Annotated in this window: 21 protein-coding genes; 5 read left to right on the top strand and 16 right to left on the bottom strand. The window is 70.8% G+C overall.

The annotated features are described in order from the left end of the window. Positions 1 to 7 precede the first annotated feature (7 nt). From ACIA5D_RS37970 to ACIA5D_RS37960, 3 genes are read left to right on the top strand one after another with little or no spacing between them, the layout of a single operon-like run. On the top strand, positions 8 to 508 hold the full coding sequence (locus ACIA5D_RS37970; RefSeq protein WP_396035316.1) for a DUF1990 family protein: 501 nt from the start codon (positions 8 to 10) through the stop codon (positions 506 to 508). Then, positions 505 to 1,281: an MBL fold metallo-hydrolase gene (locus ACIA5D_RS37965; RefSeq protein WP_396035315.1), complete on the top strand. Its 777-nt coding sequence runs from the start codon at positions 505 to 507 to the stop codon at positions 1,279 to 1,281. The genes ACIA5D_RS37970 and ACIA5D_RS37965 overlap by 4 nt, the downstream gene beginning before the upstream one ends. Beyond that, positions 1,281 to 1,910, top strand: a complete 630-nt coding sequence (locus ACIA5D_RS37960) for a DedA family protein (RefSeq protein WP_396035360.1) — start codon at positions 1,281 to 1,283, stop codon at positions 1,908 to 1,910. The genes ACIA5D_RS37965 and ACIA5D_RS37960 overlap by 1 nt, the downstream gene beginning before the upstream one ends. Before the next feature lie 11 nt (positions 1,911 to 1,921). Here ACIA5D_RS37960 and ACIA5D_RS37955 read toward each other — a convergent pair whose 3' ends face one another. Next, positions 1,922 to 3,163: an Ig-like domain-containing protein gene (locus ACIA5D_RS37955; protein ID WP_396035314.1), complete on the bottom strand. Its 1,242-nt coding sequence runs from the start codon at positions 3,161 to 3,163 to the stop codon at positions 1,922 to 1,924. Positions 3,164 to 3,206: 43 nt separating this feature from the next. Then, a complete protein-coding gene (locus ACIA5D_RS37950) occupies positions 3,207 to 4,034 on the bottom strand; it encodes a serine hydrolase (RefSeq protein WP_396035359.1) in 828 nt (275 codons plus the stop codon). A 221-nt stretch (positions 4,035 to 4,255) separates the two neighbouring features. Between ACIA5D_RS37950 and ACIA5D_RS37945 the strand changes: the two genes are divergently transcribed. After that, a complete protein-coding gene (locus tag ACIA5D_RS37945; protein ID WP_396035313.1) occupies positions 4,256 to 5,071 on the top strand; it encodes a hypothetical protein in 816 nt (271 codons plus the stop codon). Positions 5,072 to 5,073: 2 nt separating this feature from the next. Here the strand turns inward: ACIA5D_RS37945 and ACIA5D_RS37940 are convergent, their stop codons facing one another. From ACIA5D_RS37940 to ACIA5D_RS37875, 14 genes are all read right to left on the bottom strand, one after another. Beyond that, on the bottom strand, positions 5,074 to 6,246 hold the full coding sequence (locus ACIA5D_RS37940) for a cytochrome P450 (protein ID WP_396035312.1): 1,173 nt from the start codon (positions 6,244 to 6,246) through the stop codon (positions 5,074 to 5,076). Positions 6,247 to 6,339: 93 nt separating this feature from the next. Further along, positions 6,340 to 7,545 carry an ABC transporter permease gene (locus tag ACIA5D_RS37935; protein WP_396035311.1) on the bottom strand — a complete coding sequence of 402 codons (1,206 nt, stop codon included), beginning with the start codon at positions 7,543 to 7,545 and terminating at the stop codon, positions 6,340 to 6,342. Next, positions 7,542 to 8,204: an ABC transporter ATP-binding protein gene (locus ACIA5D_RS37930; RefSeq protein WP_396035358.1), complete on the bottom strand. Its 663-nt coding sequence runs from the start codon at positions 8,202 to 8,204 to the stop codon at positions 7,542 to 7,544. Before ACIA5D_RS37930 ends, ACIA5D_RS37935 begins: the two co-directional genes overlap by 4 nt. A 5-nt stretch (positions 8,205 to 8,209) precedes the next feature. Then, positions 8,210 to 9,244 (bottom strand): peptidoglycan-binding protein, encoded by a 1,035-nt coding sequence (locus ACIA5D_RS37925; RefSeq protein WP_396035310.1) that lies wholly within the window; start codon positions 9,242 to 9,244, stop codon positions 8,210 to 8,212. After that, complete coding sequence (locus ACIA5D_RS37920; protein WP_396035309.1) at positions 9,241 to 9,738, bottom strand: hypothetical protein; 498 nt, start codon at positions 9,736 to 9,738, stop codon at positions 9,241 to 9,243. Before ACIA5D_RS37920 ends, ACIA5D_RS37925 begins: the two co-directional genes overlap by 4 nt. Positions 9,739 to 9,763: 25 nt before the next feature. Further along, positions 9,764 to 10,849: a sensor histidine kinase gene (locus tag ACIA5D_RS37915; protein WP_396035308.1), complete on the bottom strand. Its 1,086-nt coding sequence runs from the start codon at positions 10,847 to 10,849 to the stop codon at positions 9,764 to 9,766. After that, positions 10,849 to 11,505: a response regulator transcription factor gene (locus ACIA5D_RS37910; protein ID WP_396035307.1), complete on the bottom strand. Its 657-nt coding sequence runs from the start codon at positions 11,503 to 11,505 to the stop codon at positions 10,849 to 10,851. The genes ACIA5D_RS37915 and ACIA5D_RS37910 overlap by 1 nt, the downstream gene beginning before the upstream one ends. 90 nt (positions 11,506 to 11,595) lie before the next feature. Next, positions 11,596 to 12,633 carry an alpha-lytic protease prodomain-containing protein gene (locus ACIA5D_RS37905; RefSeq protein WP_396035306.1) on the bottom strand — a complete coding sequence of 346 codons (1,038 nt, stop codon included), beginning with the start codon at positions 12,631 to 12,633 and terminating at the stop codon, positions 11,596 to 11,598. Between the two features lie 176 nt (positions 12,634 to 12,809). Next, positions 12,810 to 14,126: an FAD/NAD(P)-binding protein gene (locus ACIA5D_RS37900; protein WP_396035305.1), complete on the bottom strand. Its 1,317-nt coding sequence runs from the start codon at positions 14,124 to 14,126 to the stop codon at positions 12,810 to 12,812. Beyond that, positions 14,126 to 14,605: a winged helix-turn-helix domain-containing protein gene (locus ACIA5D_RS37895; RefSeq protein ID WP_396035304.1), complete on the bottom strand. Its 480-nt coding sequence runs from the start codon at positions 14,603 to 14,605 to the stop codon at positions 14,126 to 14,128. The genes ACIA5D_RS37900 and ACIA5D_RS37895 overlap by 1 nt, the downstream gene beginning before the upstream one ends. Positions 14,606 to 14,659: 54 nt before the next feature. Further along, positions 14,660 to 15,070 carry a cupin domain-containing protein gene (locus tag ACIA5D_RS37890; RefSeq protein ID WP_396035303.1) on the bottom strand — a complete coding sequence of 137 codons (411 nt, stop codon included), beginning with the start codon at positions 15,068 to 15,070 and terminating at the stop codon, positions 14,660 to 14,662. After that, positions 15,067 to 15,771 carry an ABC transporter ATP-binding protein gene (locus ACIA5D_RS37885; protein ID WP_396035302.1) on the bottom strand — a complete coding sequence of 235 codons (705 nt, stop codon included), beginning with the start codon at positions 15,769 to 15,771 and terminating at the stop codon, positions 15,067 to 15,069. Before ACIA5D_RS37885 ends, ACIA5D_RS37890 begins: the two co-directional genes overlap by 4 nt. Further along, on the bottom strand, positions 15,768 to 16,727 hold the full coding sequence (locus tag ACIA5D_RS37880; RefSeq protein ID WP_396035301.1) for an ABC transporter substrate-binding protein: 960 nt from the start codon (positions 16,725 to 16,727) through the stop codon (positions 15,768 to 15,770). Before ACIA5D_RS37880 ends, ACIA5D_RS37885 begins: the two co-directional genes overlap by 4 nt. Continuing rightward, complete coding sequence (locus ACIA5D_RS37875) at positions 16,724 to 17,572, bottom strand: ABC transporter permease subunit (protein ID WP_396035300.1); 849 nt, start codon at positions 17,570 to 17,572, stop codon at positions 16,724 to 16,726. The genes ACIA5D_RS37880 and ACIA5D_RS37875 overlap by 4 nt, the downstream gene beginning before the upstream one ends. 143 nt (positions 17,573 to 17,715) lie before the next feature. Between ACIA5D_RS37875 and ACIA5D_RS37870 the strand changes: the two genes are divergently transcribed. Further along, positions 17,716 to 18,798 carry an LLM class flavin-dependent oxidoreductase gene (locus tag ACIA5D_RS37870; RefSeq protein WP_396035299.1) on the top strand — a complete coding sequence of 361 codons (1,083 nt, stop codon included), beginning with the start codon at positions 17,716 to 17,718 and terminating at the stop codon, positions 18,796 to 18,798. Positions 18,799 to 18,802: the final 4 nt, after the last annotated feature.

Here is an 18,802-nt window from a genome sequence, read left to right as displayed (position 1 = left end):
TGAAGGGGTGAATGAATTGACCTACTCCCCCGTGGGTGGCACGCGGACCGGCCTGCGGCCGCCCGGGTTCCGGCATCTCTCGTACCGGGTTTTCCTGGGGTCCGGGGAGGATCTTTACCTGCGCGCCGCGGAGGCGGTGCTCTCCTTTGCCATGCATCGGGCGACCGGCGCGTCGGTCGCCGTCACCGCTCCTGTCGCGGTTCCCGGGGCACATGTCACCGTCGGCTTCGGGCCACTGCATGCGCCCTGCGAGGTGATATGGACCGAAAAATCAGGACAAAAGAGCGGTTTTGCGTACGGGACATTGCACGGTCATCCCGCCGCGGGCGAGGAGGCCTTCGTCGTCACGCTCGAGCCCCACGACCGGGTGTGGTTCACGGTGACCGCGTACAGCCGTCCCGCCGGCCTCCTGATGCGCCTGGGCGGCCCGTTCGCGATCGTCTTCCAGCACGCGTACGCCCGCCTGTGCGGCCGCGCGCTGAAACGGCTCTGTACCGTGAACGCGTGAGCGCGACGTCGGTGACCTGGTGGGGCCACAGCACCGTGTGGCTGGCCGACTCAGATGTCACCCTGCTCACCGACCCGGTTCTCACCGATCGGGTGGCCCACCTGCGGCGCATGACCGGCCCCACCCCGGCGCTGCCCGGCCCGCCCGATGCCGTGCTCCTCTCCCACTTGCACGCCGACCACTTCCACCTGGCGTCGCTCCGCCTCGTGCCCGGCAGCCCCGTCCTGGTCGTCCCGCGCGGCGCCGCCGCATTCGTCGCCAAGACGATGGGCCCGTCCTACGCGTCCCGCTGCGTCGAGCTGGCCCCCGGCGAAGAGACCACGATCGGCGCGGTCCGCGTCCGCGCCGTCCCCGCGGCACACGACGGCGGCCGCGGCCCCTGGTCGCGCTCGCAGGCGCTCGCGATCGGCTTCGTCGTCGAGGGCGCGGCCCGCACCTGGTACGCCGGCGACACCGGCCTCTTCGACGAAATGAGCCAGATCGGCCCCCTCGACCTGGCCCTCGTCCCCGTCGGCGGCTGGGGCCCGACCCTGGGCCCGCACCACCACCTCGACGCGGCCGACGCCGCCGAGGCCCTGCGCCGGGTCAAGGCCGCCTGGGCCGTGCCGGTCCACTACGGCACGCTGTGGCCGATCGGCATGGCCCGCCTCCGCCTGCACATGTTCCGCGAGCCCGGCCCCCGCTTCGCCGAGCTGGCGTCCCGCGCCGCCCCCGACACCCGCGTGCGCGTCCTCGCCCAGGGCGAGTCGCTGACCGTGGAGCGCGCCCCGTGATGGCCTACCTGGGCGCCCTGTTCTGGCTGTTCGGCGTGGTCGCGTTCGGCGCCATCATCCCCATCGTCCCGACCGGCGCCGCGGTGAGCGGCGCCGCCGCCCTGGCCTTCCACGAGCACCACCCGGTCACCATCGTCCTGGTGATCGCCTTCGGCGCCGCCGGCGCCTACTGCGGCGACCTGGTCATGTACGGCATGTGCCGCCTCGGCGGCGAGCAGCTGGCCCGCCGCCTGCGCTGGCTACGCGACGAGGAACACCTGGCCGCCGTCAAGGTGCGCCTGGAGAAGTCCCAGGTCCCCGTCCTGCTGGTCTCCCGCCTGATTCCCGGCGGCCGCGTGCCCGTCCTGCTGGCCGCCGCCTTCGTGGGCCTGTCGTGGCGCACCTTCATCATCGCCAACCTGCCCGCATGCGCCCTGTGGGCCACCGTCTACGCCGGCATCGGCGTCGCCGGCGGCTCGATCTTCCCCCGCCCCTGGGAGGGCGTGGTGGCCGCCGTGATCCTCATCCTCCTGGTCAACCAGACGGTCTCGTGGATCACCAAGCGCCGCGAGGCCCGCGCCGCCGCCTCCCCCGCCGGGGCCTCACATTCCGACGCCTCCCACTCCGACGCCTCGCCCTCCGAGGCCTGACCGAGCGTCGATCAGGTCCCGTACTTGTCGTAGGAGACCGTCCAGTCGCCGAGGCCGTCCCCGACCGGCAGGCCCTTCGGGGTGTGCCGGACCTCGACGACGTCCCCGACGAGGAAGCTCTCGTAGACCCACTGCGCGTCAGCGTTGCTCAGGTTGACGCACCCGTGGGAGATGTTCGCCCGCCCCAGCGAGTGGTTCCACGGCGCCGCGTGCAGGAACTCGCCCGAGTAGCTGATCCGGGTGCAGTACTCGACCACCTCGGGGTCGTAGTAATTCGGGTTGGTCGGGTCGGTCAGGCCGTAGCTGGCCGAGCTCATGGTGTGCCGGCGTTCCTTGGACAGCACCACGTGCGGGCCGCTCTGCGTCCAGAAGTGAATCTGCTTGCCGTCCGAGATCGTGGTGTAGCCGCCCTTGCCGTTGCTGCACGCCATGTCGCGCACCATCTTGCCGTCCACGTAGACGCGGGTGCGGTGCGTGTTGTTGTCGCTGATCGCCACCAGCGCGCGGCCGATGGTGAAGTGCGTCTTCGCGTTGGTCTTGCCGTACGTGCCGTTGCCGAGGTGAACGCCGAGCGCGTCGACGCTCACCTTGACGGTCGTGCCCTTCGCCCAGTACTTCGACGGGCGCCAGTGCACGATCGTGTTGTTCACCCAGAAGAACTTGCCCGGCACCGAGGGGGTCGTCTCGACGGTGATCGCCTTCTCGGCGGCTGCCTTGTTCTTGACAGCCCTGCTGAAGGCCACGATGACCGGCTGGCCCACCCCGTACGTGCCGCCGGTCTTGAGCGACCCCATCCCGTTGGCCTGGAACGTGATCCCGGCGACTGCCTTCGGCTTGACCGTGGTGAAGCTGGACGTCTTCTCGACGGCGGCGCCCGTGCTGTCGACGATCGACGCGGTCACCTTGTACGTCTTGCCGTAAGCGAGCGTGCCGGTGGACCGCCAGGTCCCGTCGGATTGCACCTCGCCGCCGACGGTCGTGCCCCCGGAGGCGACCTTGACCGACTGCAGGTTGCCGCCCGCCAGCGAGACGACGACCGGCTCGGCCGGCGACACGTCGTCCGCGTCCGCCGCCGGGCTGACCGTCAGCTGGATCGGTTCGGCGGACGGCACGGCCGCCGAATGCCAGCTTCCCGCCACGGGATCGGGGGCCGCCTTAGCGCCGTGCGCTCGGCCCGCCACTGCGAAACCCGCGGCCGCGAGCCCGGCGGCCGCACCCGCCGCGCCGATGATGACCTTCCGTCGCTGAACCACACCAGGTAAGACGTACCCGGCGCCGAAATCGTTGTCCTCGTGATCAATATTTAAGGTACTGCCGCGTCAGCTTGGCGGCCTTCTCCACCACTGTGATGCCGCCGGACATCGACGTGTGCCCGTGGGAGAGCACGGCGATCGAGACGTCCGTTCCGTCGCTGGTGATGCGGCCGACCGAGTTGATGATCCAGCGGTTGCTCTCGGTGGAGCGCGGCAGCCAGCCGTTCTTGACCGTGAAGTCCTCGCCGGTTCTGGCCGCGGCCGGGACGCCCCAGTCCTGTGCCTCGTCGACCGAGCTCATCAGCCGGTGTGCCAGGTCGCGGGAGTCCTCGTCGAGTGGGCCCTTGGCGTCGACCAGCTCGGCGAGCAGCTTCACCTGGTCGTCGACCGTGGTCCTGGTCAGGCCCCAGGCGCTGTTGACGGTGGTCCGGGTGAGGCCGAGGCGTTTGTTGCACCTGGTGATCGCGGTGGCCTTGCCCAGCTTCGAGAACAGCGAGGTGGTCGCGTCGTTGTCACTCAGGGTAATCATGCGTTTGGCCAGGGCGAGCTCGGTCGACGTGAGGTCACGGCCCTTGTCCTGCGCGGTGAGCAGCAGACAGGCCAGCACCTGCACCTTCACGACGCTCGCGGTCTCGTACTTCTCGGCGCCGCGATAGGAGTACCGCCGGCCGGTCTTGTTGTCGAGCACCGCCACCGAGAACTCGGGCACCGTGGCGGCGTACTTCTTCAGCGCCGCGTCCAGGTTCTTCGCCCGCTTGGCACGTTCCTGAGCAGCCAATTCCTCGGGGGTAGGCCCGATCGGGGTCGGTGACGCCTTCGTGGTGAACGTCCCGGCCAGGGGCAGCACGCCGCCGGCGTCGCCGCGCGTCATGCCCACGCCGACCAATCCGCCACCCCCCAGGATCCCCACAGCCGCCACAGCCAAGATCCACGTTCGAGTACGCACCGGGCCATAGTGCCGTGCTTACGCCACCGACGCGCGTTCCGCCCCGGGTGCATAAGAAGTTGACAGAGACTTTCGATCGACGGAACAGCCACGATCACCCGGCGTGATCGATCGCCCGGCGTGTCGCGGGGGCGCATGATGGTGGCATGCGCATCCCGTTGGTGTCACCGCTCACCGACCTCGCCCGTACCGCGATCGGGCAGGTGGTGGAGACCGCCGCCACCGCTGTCACCATTCCCCTCCGGGTGCTGGGCGTGCTCGGCCAGACCGAGCTGCTGGTCAGCCGCATCACCGTGCTCGCCGACGAGGCCGAGACCCTCATCCGCCGCGTCAACACGATCGTCACCGACGCCGAGGGGGTGGTGACGGACGCCCAGGCGATCACGGCGGCCGCCACCGCGGTCGTCGCGCAGGCCACCGGCATCACCGAGGCCGCGTCGGCGGTGGTCGGGCAGGCGGGCGGCATCACGCACGCCGCGTCGGCGATCGTCGGTGAGGCCGCCGGCATCACGGACGCGGCCGCCGGCGTGATCACCCAGGCGTCGGCGCTCAGCCAGGCCGCCGAGGGCGTGATCGTCTCGGCCGGCGGCATCACCGCCGACGCCACCGCGGTGGTCCGGCAGGCAGAGTCGGCGGCGGGCGATGCCACAGAACTTCTTGACGCGTACGCCTCGACGCTGCGCAAGGGAGCTCCGCTCGCGGCCCGTTTCGTCGACGAGCTGTCGCCCGCCGAGGTCACCGCCGCGATCCGCATGGTCGACACGCTGCCCCAGCTGCGCGACCACCTGGTGAACGACGTGATGCCGCTGCTCGGCAAGCTCGACCAGGTCGGCCCCGACCTGCACAAGCTCCTCGAGGTGACGGAAGACCTGCACCTGGCCATCGCCGGCATCCCCGGCCTGCGCATGCTCCGCCGCCGCGGCGAGGAACGCGAGAAGGCCGGCGAGATCCCCCACCCCTGACGCTAGGCCGGCGCCTCGACAACCAGCCCAACCAGCTCGTAGGCCGCGATCTCGGGCCGGATCCGCACTTCGGGCTCGCGCACCATGCGTACCCCGGGAATGGAAAAAAGCGTGGTGAGGAAGATGTCGGTCTCCTGGATCGCGATGTAGGCCCCCGGGCAGCGGTGCGCGCCGTCGCCGAACGACAGACCCATGTCACCCACCCCGTCCGCCAGCCGACGCCCCGGGCACACCCGCTCCGGTTCATCGCCGACCGCCCCGGCGTCGGCATTCGCCGCCGCGACACCGACATCCACGAGGACGCCCGAGGGGATGGTCACGCCTTTGACGCGTACGTCCGCAGTGGTCCACCGCAGCAGATCGGCGACCACCGGCTCGAGGCGCAGGATCTCGTGCAGCACCAGGACCCGCTCCTCCTCGTCCCCCGCGAGATAGCGCGCCCGCAGCTCGTCATCGCCGAACAGATGCCACGCCGCCACCGAGATGAACTCCCGCGTGGTGACCATCCCGGCCGCCGCGAACGTGACGCATTCGCCCAGGATCTCCCGCGCGGTGCACCCCTCGTCGATCAGATGCGAGATCAGGTCGTCCCGCCGCGCTTTCTTGCGGACCGCGACCGCCGGCCGCACGTCCCGCCAGTAGAACGCCGCCATGGTGAACAGCTGGTGCGCCCCGTGCCACAGCGCCCGCGGCCCCCGTGCGTCCCCATCGGGCACCAGGTTGAAGAACCGCTGGAGCCGTTTCGCCATGCTCCCGCGGCTCTCGGTGAGCCCCACGACCTCACCCGCGACCGCCACCGCGAGCTGAAAGGACAGCTCGGAGAGATCGGCCCGCCCCCGCTTGCGCAGCACCGCACACTGCTCGTCGGCGAGCCGGCGCATCAGGTCGCGATAGGCGGCGTCGACCCGCTTGGGCGTGAAGTACTTGGCGGTCTGCCGCCGGTGCTCGCGGTGCTCGGGCCCATCTCGATAGAGCACCGCGAGCCGCATTCCCTTGGCGAACCGCTTGACCCCTTCGATCCCGAACCCGGCCTGCCGGGTGTCCGCGTGCCGCAGGAACTCCCGCGCCGTGGCGTAATCCTGAATCCGCCAGACGCCGTCGTCGCCCTCGTGCGCGGGACACCCCGGCGCCAGTTCCCCGCGTCCGACCTTCCGCCCCGAATCGACTGTCGTCATCGCCCCATTCTGGGTGCCAGGTCGATCGCGGTCCACGATGGACCGAAATCCTGATCGAGTGAGACGGCCCGTGTCCCGTCGACGGGACACGGGCTACGACGAACGCGCGAGGGCCTCCGTGGGAGACATGTGGGCGGCCCGCATGGCCGGATAGAAGCCGGCCAGCCCACCGATGAGGACGGTGGCGACGAGGCCGCCCACCATCGCCCAGGCGGGGACCACCGTCGTCCACGCCTGATATGTCGCGAAAGCCGCGGTTATGCCGATGCCCAGAACCACGCCGCCGGCTCCGCCCAGCAGGGCGAGCAGCAAAGCCTCAGCCAGGAACTGGGTACGGATCTGGGCCCGGGTGGCGCCCAGCGAGCGGCGCAGGCCGATCTCCGCGCGGCGTTCCAGCACCGAGATGACCATGGTGTTGGCCACGCCTACGCCGCCGACCAGCAGCGCCACCGCGCCCAGGCCGAGCAGCAGGGCCTGGAGGGTCTCGCGGGCTGCCTGCTTCACCGAGAGCACATCCGACGGGCGGGAGACGTTGACGTCGCCGGGGTTCTCGGGGTTGGCGGTGGCGCCCAGCAACGGCTGCACCGCCAGCACCGAGTCTTCCGACGCCCGGGTGTAGATGGTGGTGGGGTGGCCGTCGAAGCTCAGCTCCCCCTGGGCCGCCGGCCAGCCGACGAAGGCGCCGTAATCGAGGTCGGCGATCAGCTCGTCGGCGGCGAGAATGCCGACCACGGTGAACCAGCGGCCGCCGAGCCAGACCAGCTCGTCGGGGCCGGCCCGGAAGACAGCCAACTGTTTCGCGGCGGTCCAGCCGAGCACGACGGCGGGGTAGCGGGCGGTCGCCTCGGTGAGCCAGGCGCCGGCGGTCACCCGCGCGCCGACGACGGCCGGCAGGTCCACCCGGGCCGCGTAGACGGAGATGCCGCCGGTCTGCTCGACGGGGATGTGGTCGTTGCGATAGACGTGGGCGTCGGTGCGGCCGAGCGCGGAAACCGTGTCGACGCCGGGCATTGCGCCGATCATCGTGATCGCGGTGTCCGGGAGATGCACGCTCTCGCCGGGCAGCGACTGGCCGGGCGTCACGGTCAGAAGGTTGGTGCCGTAGGCGCTGAGCCGCCGGTCGAGCTCGTGGGCGGACGATGCCGAGATACCCACCACGCCGACCATCGCGGCGATGCCGATGGCGATGCCCAGCGCCGACAGGAACGCCCGCAGCGGACGCGAACGCAGGCCGAAGCCGCCCACGCGGAGCACGTCCGCCGGCCCGAGACGGCTCGGCACGAGCCGCGCCGCGGTCATCGCGCGACCTCGTGCTCGATGCGGCCGTCCTTGAGGCGCACCTCGCGCGGCAGCGAGGCGGCGATGTCCCGGTCGTGCGTGATGACCACGACCGTCGTCCCGGCGGCGTGCAGCGAACCCAGCAGATCCATGACCACCGCCCCGGAGTGCGAGTCGAGGTTGCCGGTCGGCTCGTCGGCCATCAGCAGCGGCGGATTCCCGAGCACCGCGCGTGCGATCGCCACCCGCTGCTGCTCACCGCCGGAGAGCTGGTGCGGCAGGTGGGTCATCCGGTGGCCGAGGCCGACCCGCGCCAGCACCTCCGAAGCCACCTCGCGGCGGCTTCGGCGCGACATTCCGCGATAGAGCAGGCCGTCCGCCACGATGTCGATGACGCGTACGCCCGGAGCAAGGTGAAACTGCTGGAACACGAAGCCGATCGTCCGGGCCCGCAGCGCGGACAGCTCCCGGTCACGCAGCGAGCCGATGTCGTAGCCGTCGACACGCAGGGTCCCGGAGGTCGGCCGGTCCAGCGTGCCCATGATGTTGAGCAGGGTGGACTTGCCGGAGCCGGAAGGGCCGACGATCGCGAGCAGCTCGCCCCGCTCGATCAGCAGGTCCGCGTCGAGCAGGGCCGTCACCGTGCCGTACCGCTTGGACACTCCGGCCAGGTGCACGATCGGTGTCATCGCGGCACCCCCACGCTCAGGCCCTCGACGACGCCGTCGCCCGCGACTTCGACGTAGCTGTCCGAGAACAGGCCGGTCTTCACGGGCACGTAGCCGGTGCCCACGACCACCGCGTAGCCGCCACCGGGCCGGGCCACCAGGGCGGTGATCGGCACGGCGAGCACGTTCTGGCGGGTCTCGGCGGCGAGGTCGACGCTGACCCGGGCCACCTCGTAGCGGCCGAGTTTGCGCCGGTCGGTGACGGTCAGCTCGACCGGCAGGGTCGCGCCGCCCTCCTTGGTCGTGGCCGGCGTGCCGATGGCGGTGACCCGGGCCGCCGCCCGGTCCCCGCCGGGAAGCTCGACGGTCGCGGCGGCGCCCGGCCGCACCAGGTCGGCGTAGCCGATGTCCAGCGAGACCGTGACGATCCGGTCGGTGCCGGTCCACCGCAGCAGCGCTCCGGAGGCGGCGGCGCCCGGCTCGCCGGTGAGCTGGGCGACGCGACGTGCCCCCGATGACACCACGGCGTCGCCTGGCCGTACCGCTCCGGTCCGGATCCGGCCGAGATGTTTCTGCCATCGCTTCACCGCGTACGCGGTCGCCGGCGTGTACTTGTCGTCGACCGTGAACCCGGCGTAGCCGAGGGCGCTGAGGTTGCGCTCGAGCTGCCGCACGTCGGCGCCCTCGACGCCGACCGACAGCGCGCGGTAGAGCGGGATGGACCCGTACAGGAGCGGAACCCGTTGCTGGTCGACGCGGTACACGGTGTCGCCGCGTTCGAGGACGTCGCCCACGCGCGGCAGCCAGGTGACCATGCCCCGGCCGCCGGCCGCCAGGACCGCGGCAGACTCGCCGTAGCCGAGGTTGCCGCCGGCCGTGGTGGTGCGGGTCAGGGTCCGCCGCTCGACCGTCGCGGTGGCCGGTGGCCCGGTTAGCGCTCCGCTCGCCGGGCTCGCGGCGCGACGGCCGAGCAGCCCGGTGGAGGCGGTCACGGCGGCCGCGGCGATCGCCACGGCCGGCAGCACGAACAACAAGCGTCGACGCCGGGTCATTGCGCGCCCACGATTTTCAGATTGCCGCCCGGGAATTGGGGTTCGCAGGACCGCCGGGCATTCTCGAATTCCGCGGAATCGCTCTTGAGACCGGTGCCCTGCAAAAGGATGGTGATGGTGCCGCCATTGGTCTGGGCGTCGGGGAACTTCGGCAGCTTCGCGCGCATGCATTTCATCCAGGCCGCGAGCTTCGCGGCGTCGACCGTGCCGCCGTCGGTGTCGTCGTCGCCCTGCGGATCCTTGTCGCGACAGGCCTCCGCCGCCTTCCTCCCCTCCGGCGAGGCCAGGTATTCCCCGCCCTGGACCTTGACGCCGCCGCCCTCCTTCAGGGGGTCGGGAAAGTTCGGCACACCATTCGCCCGAATGCACTGGGCGTAGGCCAGCGCCTGCTGGAAGCCGTCCGGCTCGTCGGATTTCGAACCGCCGACCCGCCCGCATCCGGCGGTCAGGGAAACGAGAAGGAATCCGGAGAAAATTAATGCCCTGGTATTCATGCATTACGTTCTACGCGCAGGCCGGTCACACGACGGGCACAAACAGCACCGTCACCGAAAGGCCGCCGCCGGGATTTGCCCGCACGGTCAATTCCGCCGAGTGCGAAGCCGTGATCGCCTGCACGATGGACAGGCCGAGGCCGTGATGGCCGTCCTCGCCGGCCGTCCGCGAAAGCCGCTGGAACGGGGCGAGCAGCCGCTCCACCATCTCGGGCGGCACCGGCGGCCCGGTGTTGGTCACCGACAGCCGGGAATCGCCGGTCGCGACCTCCACCCGCCCGCCCGGGACGTTGTAGGCGATCGCATTGTCGACCAGGTTGGCCACCAGCCGCCCGATCAGGACGGAATCGCCGGTGGCCCAGGCCGGATGCAGGTCGGCCTCGATCACGACGTCCGGCGAGAAGGCCCGCAGCACGTCGCCGGTCAGCGCGGCCAGGTCGACGCTCTCCCGCCGGTCGAGGCCACGCTCGCTGGTGGCCAGGACCAGCAGCGAGTCGAGGAGCCGGGCCTGCTGCTCGCTGACGACCATCAGCTCCTTGTACTGCGCCCGGAACGACTCCGCCGTCGCGTCCGGGTCGAGCACAGCCTCCTCCAGCAGGGCGTGTTCGAGCGTCAGGGGCGTGCGTAGCTCGTGGGCGGCGTTGGCGACGAACCGCCGATGCGAGTCGAGGGCCGCCTCCAGCCGGCCGAGCAGCCCGTCGACGGTGTCCGCGAGATCCTTGAGCTCGTCGCGCGGCCCGGCGATGGCCAGCCGCTCGTGCAGGTTGCGGGCCGAGATGCTCTGGATGCCGGCCGTCATGGTGCGCAGCGGCCGCAGCACCCGGCCGGCCACCAGCCAGCCGAGCAGCGCCGCGACGACCGCCATGATGGCGAGCGCGTAGACGGACTGTTTGAGCAGCAGATGCAGGACCGTCTCGCGCTGCTGGGCGGCCTCGTCCCGGGACACGCCGGCGAGATCGGGCCCGCCGGGCGGGCCGCCGACCTGGCGCGAGTAAATGTTCGGGACGCTGTTCGCGATCAGCAGATACGTGATGGCCAGCACGCCGGCGCCGGCGAGCAGGCTGAGCGCGCCGTAGAGCAGGGTGAGCCGCAGCCGGACGGTCAGGCCCATTACGAGATCCGGTAGCCGGCGCGGGGAACGGTCTCGATGACCGGCGGGTCGCCGAGCTTCGCCCGCAGGCGGTTCACGGTGGCCTTCACCGTCGTGGTGAACGGGTCGGCGGCCGCGTCCCACACCCGTTCCAGCAGCTCCTCGGCCGAGACGACCCGGCCGGCCGCGGTGAGCAGGTATTCGAGGACGGCCAGCTCCTTCGGGTTGAGCGGGAGCGGCGAGCCGGCCCGGCCGGCGACCCGCCGGGCCGGGTCGAGAGTCAGGTCGCCGTGCGTGAGGACGGGCGGCGCGGCGGGCTGGGACCGGCGGCCGAGCGCGCGGATGCGGGCCACCAGCTCGGGGTAGGCGAACGGCTTCGGCAGGTAGTCGTCGGCGCCGAGGGTGAGGCCCTCCACCCGGTCGGCGACGGCGGCGGCCGCGGTCAGCATCAGCACCCGGGTGCGCAGCGGCTCGCGCATCAGCCGGCGGCAGACCTCGTCGCCGGGGATGCCGGGCAGGTCGCGGTCGAGGACGACCACGTCGTAGTCGGTCTCGGTGGTGAGATCGACGGCCGCGGTCCCGTCGTACGCGACGTCGACGGCCATGCCCTCGCGCCGCAGCACCCGGGCCACCGAGTCGGCGAGCCGGATGTGATCCTCGACCACCAGGACTCTCATCCACGACAGCGTAAGGCGAACGGCGTCACACAGGGGTCACACGGAAAACGGCCCCGCCGGAGGCGAGGCCGTTTCCAGGAGGAAAGCGGATCAGAACACCGAGACGCCGTACACGCTCAGGGGCTCGGTGACCGGCTGGAAGTAGGTCACGCCGCCGGAGGAGCAGTTGCCGCTGCCGCCGGAGGTCAGGCCCAGGGCCGTCGTGCCGGAGTACAGGGAGCCGCCGCTGTCGCCGGGCTCGGCGCAGACGGTGGTGCGGATGAGGCCGGAGACCGAGCCCTGGGAGTAGTTGACCGTGCTGTTGAGGGCAGTCACGCGGCCGGAGTGGATGCCGGTGGTGGAGCCGCGACGGGTGACCGTCGAGTTGACGGCCGGGGTGCCGGCCGACGTGATGTCCTGGGAGCCGACCGCGCCCGACTTGGTGATCGTCGTGTTGGTGTAGCGCACGATGCCGTAGTCGTTGCCCGGGAAGCTGGTGCCCGCGCGGGTGCCCAGCGTCGTGGAGCCGTTGGTCCAGGTGGACCCGATGTTCGTGCAGTGGCCCGCGGTCAGGAAGTAGTTCGTGCCCGAACTGCTGCGCACGTTGAAGCCGAGCGAGCACCGGCTGCCGCCGGCGTAGATGGCGTCGCCGCCGGAGATCTCGACGCTCAGCGTGCCGGGGATGGACTCGATGCTGGCCTTGTCGCCGAGCTTGGCGACGATCGCCTGGACGGCGGCCAGCTTCGCGCCGGTGATGGTGCTGTCCACGCTGACCACGACCTGGTTGCTGATCGGGTCGACGGCGAAAGCGGTGCCGGGGGTCTTGAGCGTCGCCTTCAGGCTGTTGTCGGCGGCGGCGAGCTCGGCCCCGCTGCGCGCGACGAAGCGGGGGGTGGCCCCGGCGGCGGTCACGGAACGCGCCGTGGCGGCGTCGGTGACGTTGACGACGACCTTGCCGGCGGCGTCGACGTACGAGCCGGCGGTCGCGCTGCCGAACTGGGCGTCGATCTTGGAGGCGAGGGCGGAGGGCGCGAACGAGGCGTCGCCGGCCGAGGGAGCCGCCGCCGCGGGTGACGCGACGAACGCGGAGCCGACGAGCATGCAGGCGGCCAGGCCGACGATCGGTCGGCGCAGCTTCCGGGTGAGCACTTTGGTCCTCCCAGGGGGGTGGGTGGTACGCCGGTGGCGTACCGTGCCCCCGCAGTATCGAGAGTTCTCAATATGCACACAAGATGGAACATTGTTGCGACGACGATCATCAAAACAGCACTGACCTGCAAAAACGGCCACGTCATACCGCGACCATATGACCGAACCGGGATGCTTTATTTATGTCTGTCGATCAATGCGCGGGCTTGGGAGCGAATCTCCGGCACCGCGGTGGTCTCCCAGCTCCGGCCCCGCCGCAGCGGGCCGATCAGCCAGAGGTTGTCGGCGATGCGACCCTGCACGTCGATGTCCAGGCCCAGGCCGTGCGGGCCGATCCGGGCGTGGCCGTCGTTCAGCAGGCTGTTCACGAACGCGCCGGCCGAGGCGGGCAGGCGGCCGGGACCGGCGCAGTTGACCACGGCGCCGAACCACTGGACGCCGGCCTCAAGCTCGACCAGCACGCCGCCGGCCGGCGGTGCGGTCACCGAGCGGATGCCACCCGCGCGGACCTCGAAGCGGCCCTCATCGCGCAGCGCATCGACGCGGGCGCCCACCGAGGGCGCCATGCGGTGCCGATGACACTCCCAGGGGCGGGCCAGATGGCGGAGGAAGGTCTCCTGCTCGGCCTCGGTCAACGACGTCCAGATGCGGTCGATGCTGGGGCGCAGGCCGTCCACCACGGCCCGCCAGTCCTCGGCGCCCGCGGCGGCCACCCGCACGGCACGGACCAGATCGCGGAGGTTGCGGCACTCCGCCAGGCGCAGATCGATCGCGGGGGGAACCTCGGAGATGTGACTCAAGGGCAGCTGGCCGCGGCGGCTCACGGCGGTGACGGGCGCGTCCCGGTTGCCGTCGGCGGTCAAGGTCAGCACCACATCGACCGCGGTGAGGCCGGCGCCGACCAGCAGGACCGGGACGTCGGACGGAATGGACTCCAGCACCCCTGGCCGCCACGGGTCGGCGATGTAGTCGGGGTGGTCGCGCAGGGGGAAGGGCTGGGCCGCCGCCGGGTTGCCGGTGGCCACGACGACCTCGTCCGCCGCTATCTGTCCCGATTTTTCGGTATAAATCCGGCGAAGAGTGCCGGAGGAGAGAGTGCCGCAGGAAAGAGGGCCGGAGGAAGGCGGGCCGGAGGAAGGCGGGCCGAGCCGCACCGCACGGTCCTGCACGACCTCGAGCCGGTCACCGTAGGAGAGAGCGGTCCGCGCGAACACGTCCGAGAGGTACCGCCCGTACGTGGCACGGGGCTGGAACGACGCCGGCGAGCACTCCGCCCACCGAGCGAAGTCCGAAGGATCGGCGGGATCGGCGCTCATCGCCCCCGCCCGCGAGTTCAGCAGGTGCCAGGGGCGGGCCGACCCGTAGGCCAGCCCCCCGCCCGGCGCGTCCGGCTCGATCAGCACGACCCGGTCGTCGCTACATCGCAGCAGCTCCCGGGTGGCCAGCACGCCGGCGGCGCCGCCACCCACCACCGCAACCGTCTTACCCGTCATCAGACCACCGTCACCGCGGCCTCGTCCGCGAGCCGGTAGCCCAGCCCGTAAACCGTCGTCACCACGTCCGGATCGTCGAGCTTGGTGCGCAACCGGCTCACGTGCACATCCACGGTCCGGTTCGTGGTGTGGGTGTGCCCCCACACCTGCGCCAGCAGCTGACTGCGGCTGAACACCTGCCGCGGGTGCCGGGCCAGGAACAGCAGCAAGTCGAACTCGAGCCGGCTCAGGTCGAGCCGATCGTCGTCCCGCAGCGCCGTGCGTGCCCGCGGGTCGAGCCGGATCCCGCCCTCGACCTCGACCGACACGTCGGCGGAGGCCACCTCGACGAGGTCACGCAGGGCGGCGAGGACACGGTCGCGACCGGGGGCCGCTCCCCCCGCGATGCTGATGGTCACGGTCACCGGGGGCTCGGGCGGCAGATCGGGTACGGGCCGCAGATGTACCCGCCGGGGGTGTGCGACGGCGAGTGCGGACATGGCGCCTCCTAGGGATGGGTCGGCGAAAGCTACATCTCCCATCTGATGGATAGGTTAATGCAGCGACGGCAGGTTAACGACGATCGCCTCCTGTGTCGTGCGGGCGATCACCACCACGGCCTCGTTCGAAGGGTCGGGATTCTCCTCGCGGTGCGGAACCCACGGCGGCACGAAGATGTAGTCGCCGGGTTTGGTCTCCAGCCTCTTCTCGGCGCCCGCCTGCTCGTCGTAGAAGACGAAGACCGGGTTTCCTCGTACGACGTAGATCGCCGTCTCCGATTCACCGTGATGATGGTTGTCACTGGCCGTCGAGGCCGACACGTGCGTCTCGCCCATCCACAGCGCCTCGCTGCCGACGGTCTTGCCGCTGATCGCCTCGACCCGCCGCATGCCCGTGGTCTGGGCCGTATCGCCCGACAACCCGGCGGGGACGACGTGGTGCAGCTTCTGATGGAAGTCGTTCATGCGTGCTCCAAGGGTTCGACGACCCCCAGCTCACCGAGCAGCGCATGGCGTAGCGAGGCGAACGGGGCCGAGCCACGGTCGCGAGCCTCGGACGCTACCTCGTGCACGGCCGCGATCCGCCCGTCCCGCATGGTCAGCACCCGATCGGCGAGCAGGATCGCCTCGTCGACGTCGTGGGTGACCAGCAGGACGGCGGGCCGGTGCCGGGTGGTGAGGTCGCGGACCAGGCCGTGCATCTTGATCCTGGTCAGCGCGTCGAGGGCCGCGAACGGCTCGTCGAGCAGGAGCAGCTCGGGTTCCCGTACGAGTGCCCGGGCCAAGGCGACCCGCTGAGCCTCGCCCCCGCTGAGGGTGACCGGCCATGCGTTCGCGTGCTTGTCGAGACCCACCTCTTCGAGCGCCGACTGCGCGCGGGCGCGGGCCGTGGCGCGCGGCAGGCCGATCGCCACGTTGCGCCAGACCTTCCACCAGGGCAGCAGCCGGTGCTCCTGGAAGACGACCGTGCGGCGCTCCGGGACCTCGAGCGTGCCGCCGTCGACCGGGTCGAGGCCGGCCAGCGCGCGCAGCAGCGTGGTCTTGCCGCAGCCGCTCTTGCCGAGCAGCGCCACGAACTCGCCCCGCTCGATCTCGACGTCGAGGCCGTCGAGCACCGTGCGTTCGCCGTACCGGCGGGTTATCGAGAACGCGCGGACGGTGCTCACAGCTTCACCGCGTGATCGGCGATTTTGATCTTGTCGCTGAGCACCTTGTGCTCACTCAGCCAGTCGGCGCCGGCCTGCAGCTGCGCGATCCCGTCGTCGTTGATCAGGCTCCAGGTGACCTGGACGTTCTCGCTGACCAGCTTGTCCACCACGGCCTGCGGGTACTTCGAGACCGCGTTGCCGATCTTCTGCGCCTCGGCCGGGTTGGCGTTGGCCCAGTCCTGCTCCGCCTTGTACGCCGCGATGACCTTGCGGATCGTGTCGGCCTCCTTCTTGGCGTAGTCCTCGCGGACCAGGTAGCTGCCGAAGTCGATCTGCTTGTCGAGCTCCTTGCCGTCCTCGAAGATCCGCTGGGCGCCGTACTGGACCTCGGCGAGCTCGAGCGGGCCCGACCAGATCGACCAGGCGTCGACCTTGCCGCTGCCGAAGGCGGGCGCGGCGTCCGGCGGGTTGAGGTAGGTGAAGGTCACCGAGTCGCGCGGCACGCCGTACTTCTCCAGCGCGGCCACCAGCAGGAACTCGCCGAGCCCGGCCTTGTTGACCGCGACGTTCTTGCCGGCCAGGTCCTTCACGCTCTTGATGCCGCTGTTGGGCAGCACGATGATCGAGCTGGTGCGCGGCGTCGAGCTCGACCAGGCGACGTAGACGAGCTTGTTGCCGGAGAGCAGCGCCTGGTCGGCCGGGGTCGAGCTGCCGCCGAAGCTGAAGTCGGCGGTGTTGGTGGCGACGGCCTGCAGGGTCGGCGCGTGGTTGGGGAACGGTCCGACCCACTCGACGTCGATGCCCTGGTCGTTGAGGGTCTTCTCGAAGACGCCCCGGGTCTTGGGGACCGAGATGGCGCCGTACGTCAAACGCACTTTCTTGCGACCGGAAGCCGAGGCTGCCTCATTGCCGCAGGCCGCGAGAACAGGCAGAGCCAGCACGGCGCCGAGCAGGTTGCGGCGGGACAGGGTCACTTCGATCCTCCAGGAGAATGACGCTGGTAATTGGGGTGCCAGGCCAGGAAGCGGCGCTCCAGGCCTCGTGCGAACAGGTCGGTGGTCAGGCCGATCAGCGCGTACAGCACGATGACCAGCACGATCACATCGGTTTGCAGGAACTCGCGGGCGTTGGTGGCCATGAAGCCGATGCCGGCGGGCGCGCCCACCGTCTCGGCGATGACCAGGGCGAGCCACGCGTTGGTGAGGGCCAGCCGCACGCCGAGCAGGATGGACGGCAGCGCGCCGGGCAGGATCGCGGCCCGGATCAGGTCGAGCTTCGACAGGCCGACGACCCGGCCCATCTCGAGCAGCTTCGGGTCGACCTGGCGGATGCCGAGCACGGTGTTGAGGTAGACCGGGAAGAGCGTGCCGAGCGCCACCAGGAAGTAGCGCCCGCTCTCCCCGACGCCGAACCAGACCATGACCAGCGGCAGGATCGCCAGGAACGGGATGGCCCGGACGATCTGGATGTTCCGGTCGATGATCGATTCGAAGAGCCGGGAGAAGCCGGTGAGCACGCCCAGCACGAGGCCGATGCTCGCGCCGACGGTGAACCCGACCGCCGCGCGCTTGAGGCTCTCCCACAGGTGACGCGGCAGCTCGCCGGTCTCGGTCAGGTGCCACGCGGTCGTTCCGACCGAGCTCGGCGCCGGCAGCACGTTGGGTGCGATCAGGCCGGCTCGGCTGGCGAGCTCCCACGCGAGCAACAGCAGGACGGGGACGGTCCAGGAGATCGTCCGGTACGGCAGAGCCCGCTTCTTCGGGGGCGTCGCCCCGGTCTCCGTCTGTCGGGCGGGACCGGCGATCGCGGTAGTGGACATGGCGGCAACTTTGCAACGCTCATCTCCGCCATGTCAACCATACTCCCTAGGTTTACTAGGATATGGGACAGCCATTGACTGAAGCTTGATTCCGGACGGAGGGTGGGGGTACCCGATCCGCAATCTCAAAGGGTGGAACCAGCATGACAGTCGAGTTCGTCGGCATGATCGCCGCACGGGACCAGTCGGAGACCCGGCCGCCCGACGGCCCCGTGGTCGATCCCGCCTACATCCGGCGATTCGCCCGGGCCCACGAGGACAACGGCTTCGACCGCATCCTCATCGCGTACGGGTCGTCCACGCCGGACGCCACCCAGGTGGCCGCCTACGCGGCGGCCAACACCGAGCGGATCGGCCTGCTGATCGCGCACCGGCCCGGCTTCGTCTCCCCCACCAACGCCTCCCGCGCCTTCGCCACCCTCGACCAGCTCACCGGCGGCCGGGTGGCGGTGCACACGATCACCGGCGGCTCCGACACCGAGCAGCGCCGCGACGGCGACTACCTGGGCAAGGACGACCGGTACGCGCGCACCGAGGAGTACCTGACGATCCTGCGCCGAGCCTGGTCGTCACCCGAGCCGTTCTCGTACGACGGCCGCTTCTACAAGTTCGAGGACTACGCCCCGCTGGTCCAGCCCGCGCACCGCATCCCGCTCTACTTCGGCGGCTCCTCGGCGGCGGCGTACCGGGTGGGCGGCAAGACCGCCGACACGTACGCGTTGTGGGGCGAGCCGCTGGCCGAAACCGCCGAGCAGATCGCCTCGGTGCAGGCGTCCGCGGCCGCCGCCGGGCGCGGCCCGCTCGGCATCAGCGTCTCGTTCCGCCCGATCCTGGCCGCCACCGACGAGCTCGCCTGGGAACGGGCCGAGCAGATCCTCACCGGCATCAAGACCAACGGCCCGTTCGCCGGCGTGCTCGGCGGCCGCAACCCGGAGAACGCCGGCTCCCAGCGCCTGCTGGCCGCCGCGTCGAAACAGGACCGCCACGACCGTGCCCTGTGGACGGCGACGGCCGCCGCCAGCGGCGCCCAGGGCAACTCGACCGCGCTGGTCGGTTCGCCCGAGACGGTGGCGCAGGCGCTGCTCGACTACGTCGACATCGGCGTCACCACGCTGCTGATCCGCGGTTACGAGCCGGTCGACGACGCCGTCGACTACGGCCGGCACCTCATCCCCCTGGTCCGGCAGGAGCTGCGTCACCGCGAGCTCGCCGGCGCCTCTCGTTAAGGAG

Source organism: Actinoplanes sp. NPDC051513 (assembly GCF_044454685.1).
Taxonomy (GTDB): Bacteria; Actinomycetota; Actinomycetes; order Mycobacteriales; family Micromonosporaceae; genus Actinoplanes.
The sequence above is the reverse complement of the archived record's forward strand: the minus strand, read 5'-3'. Positions and strand labels throughout refer to the sequence as shown.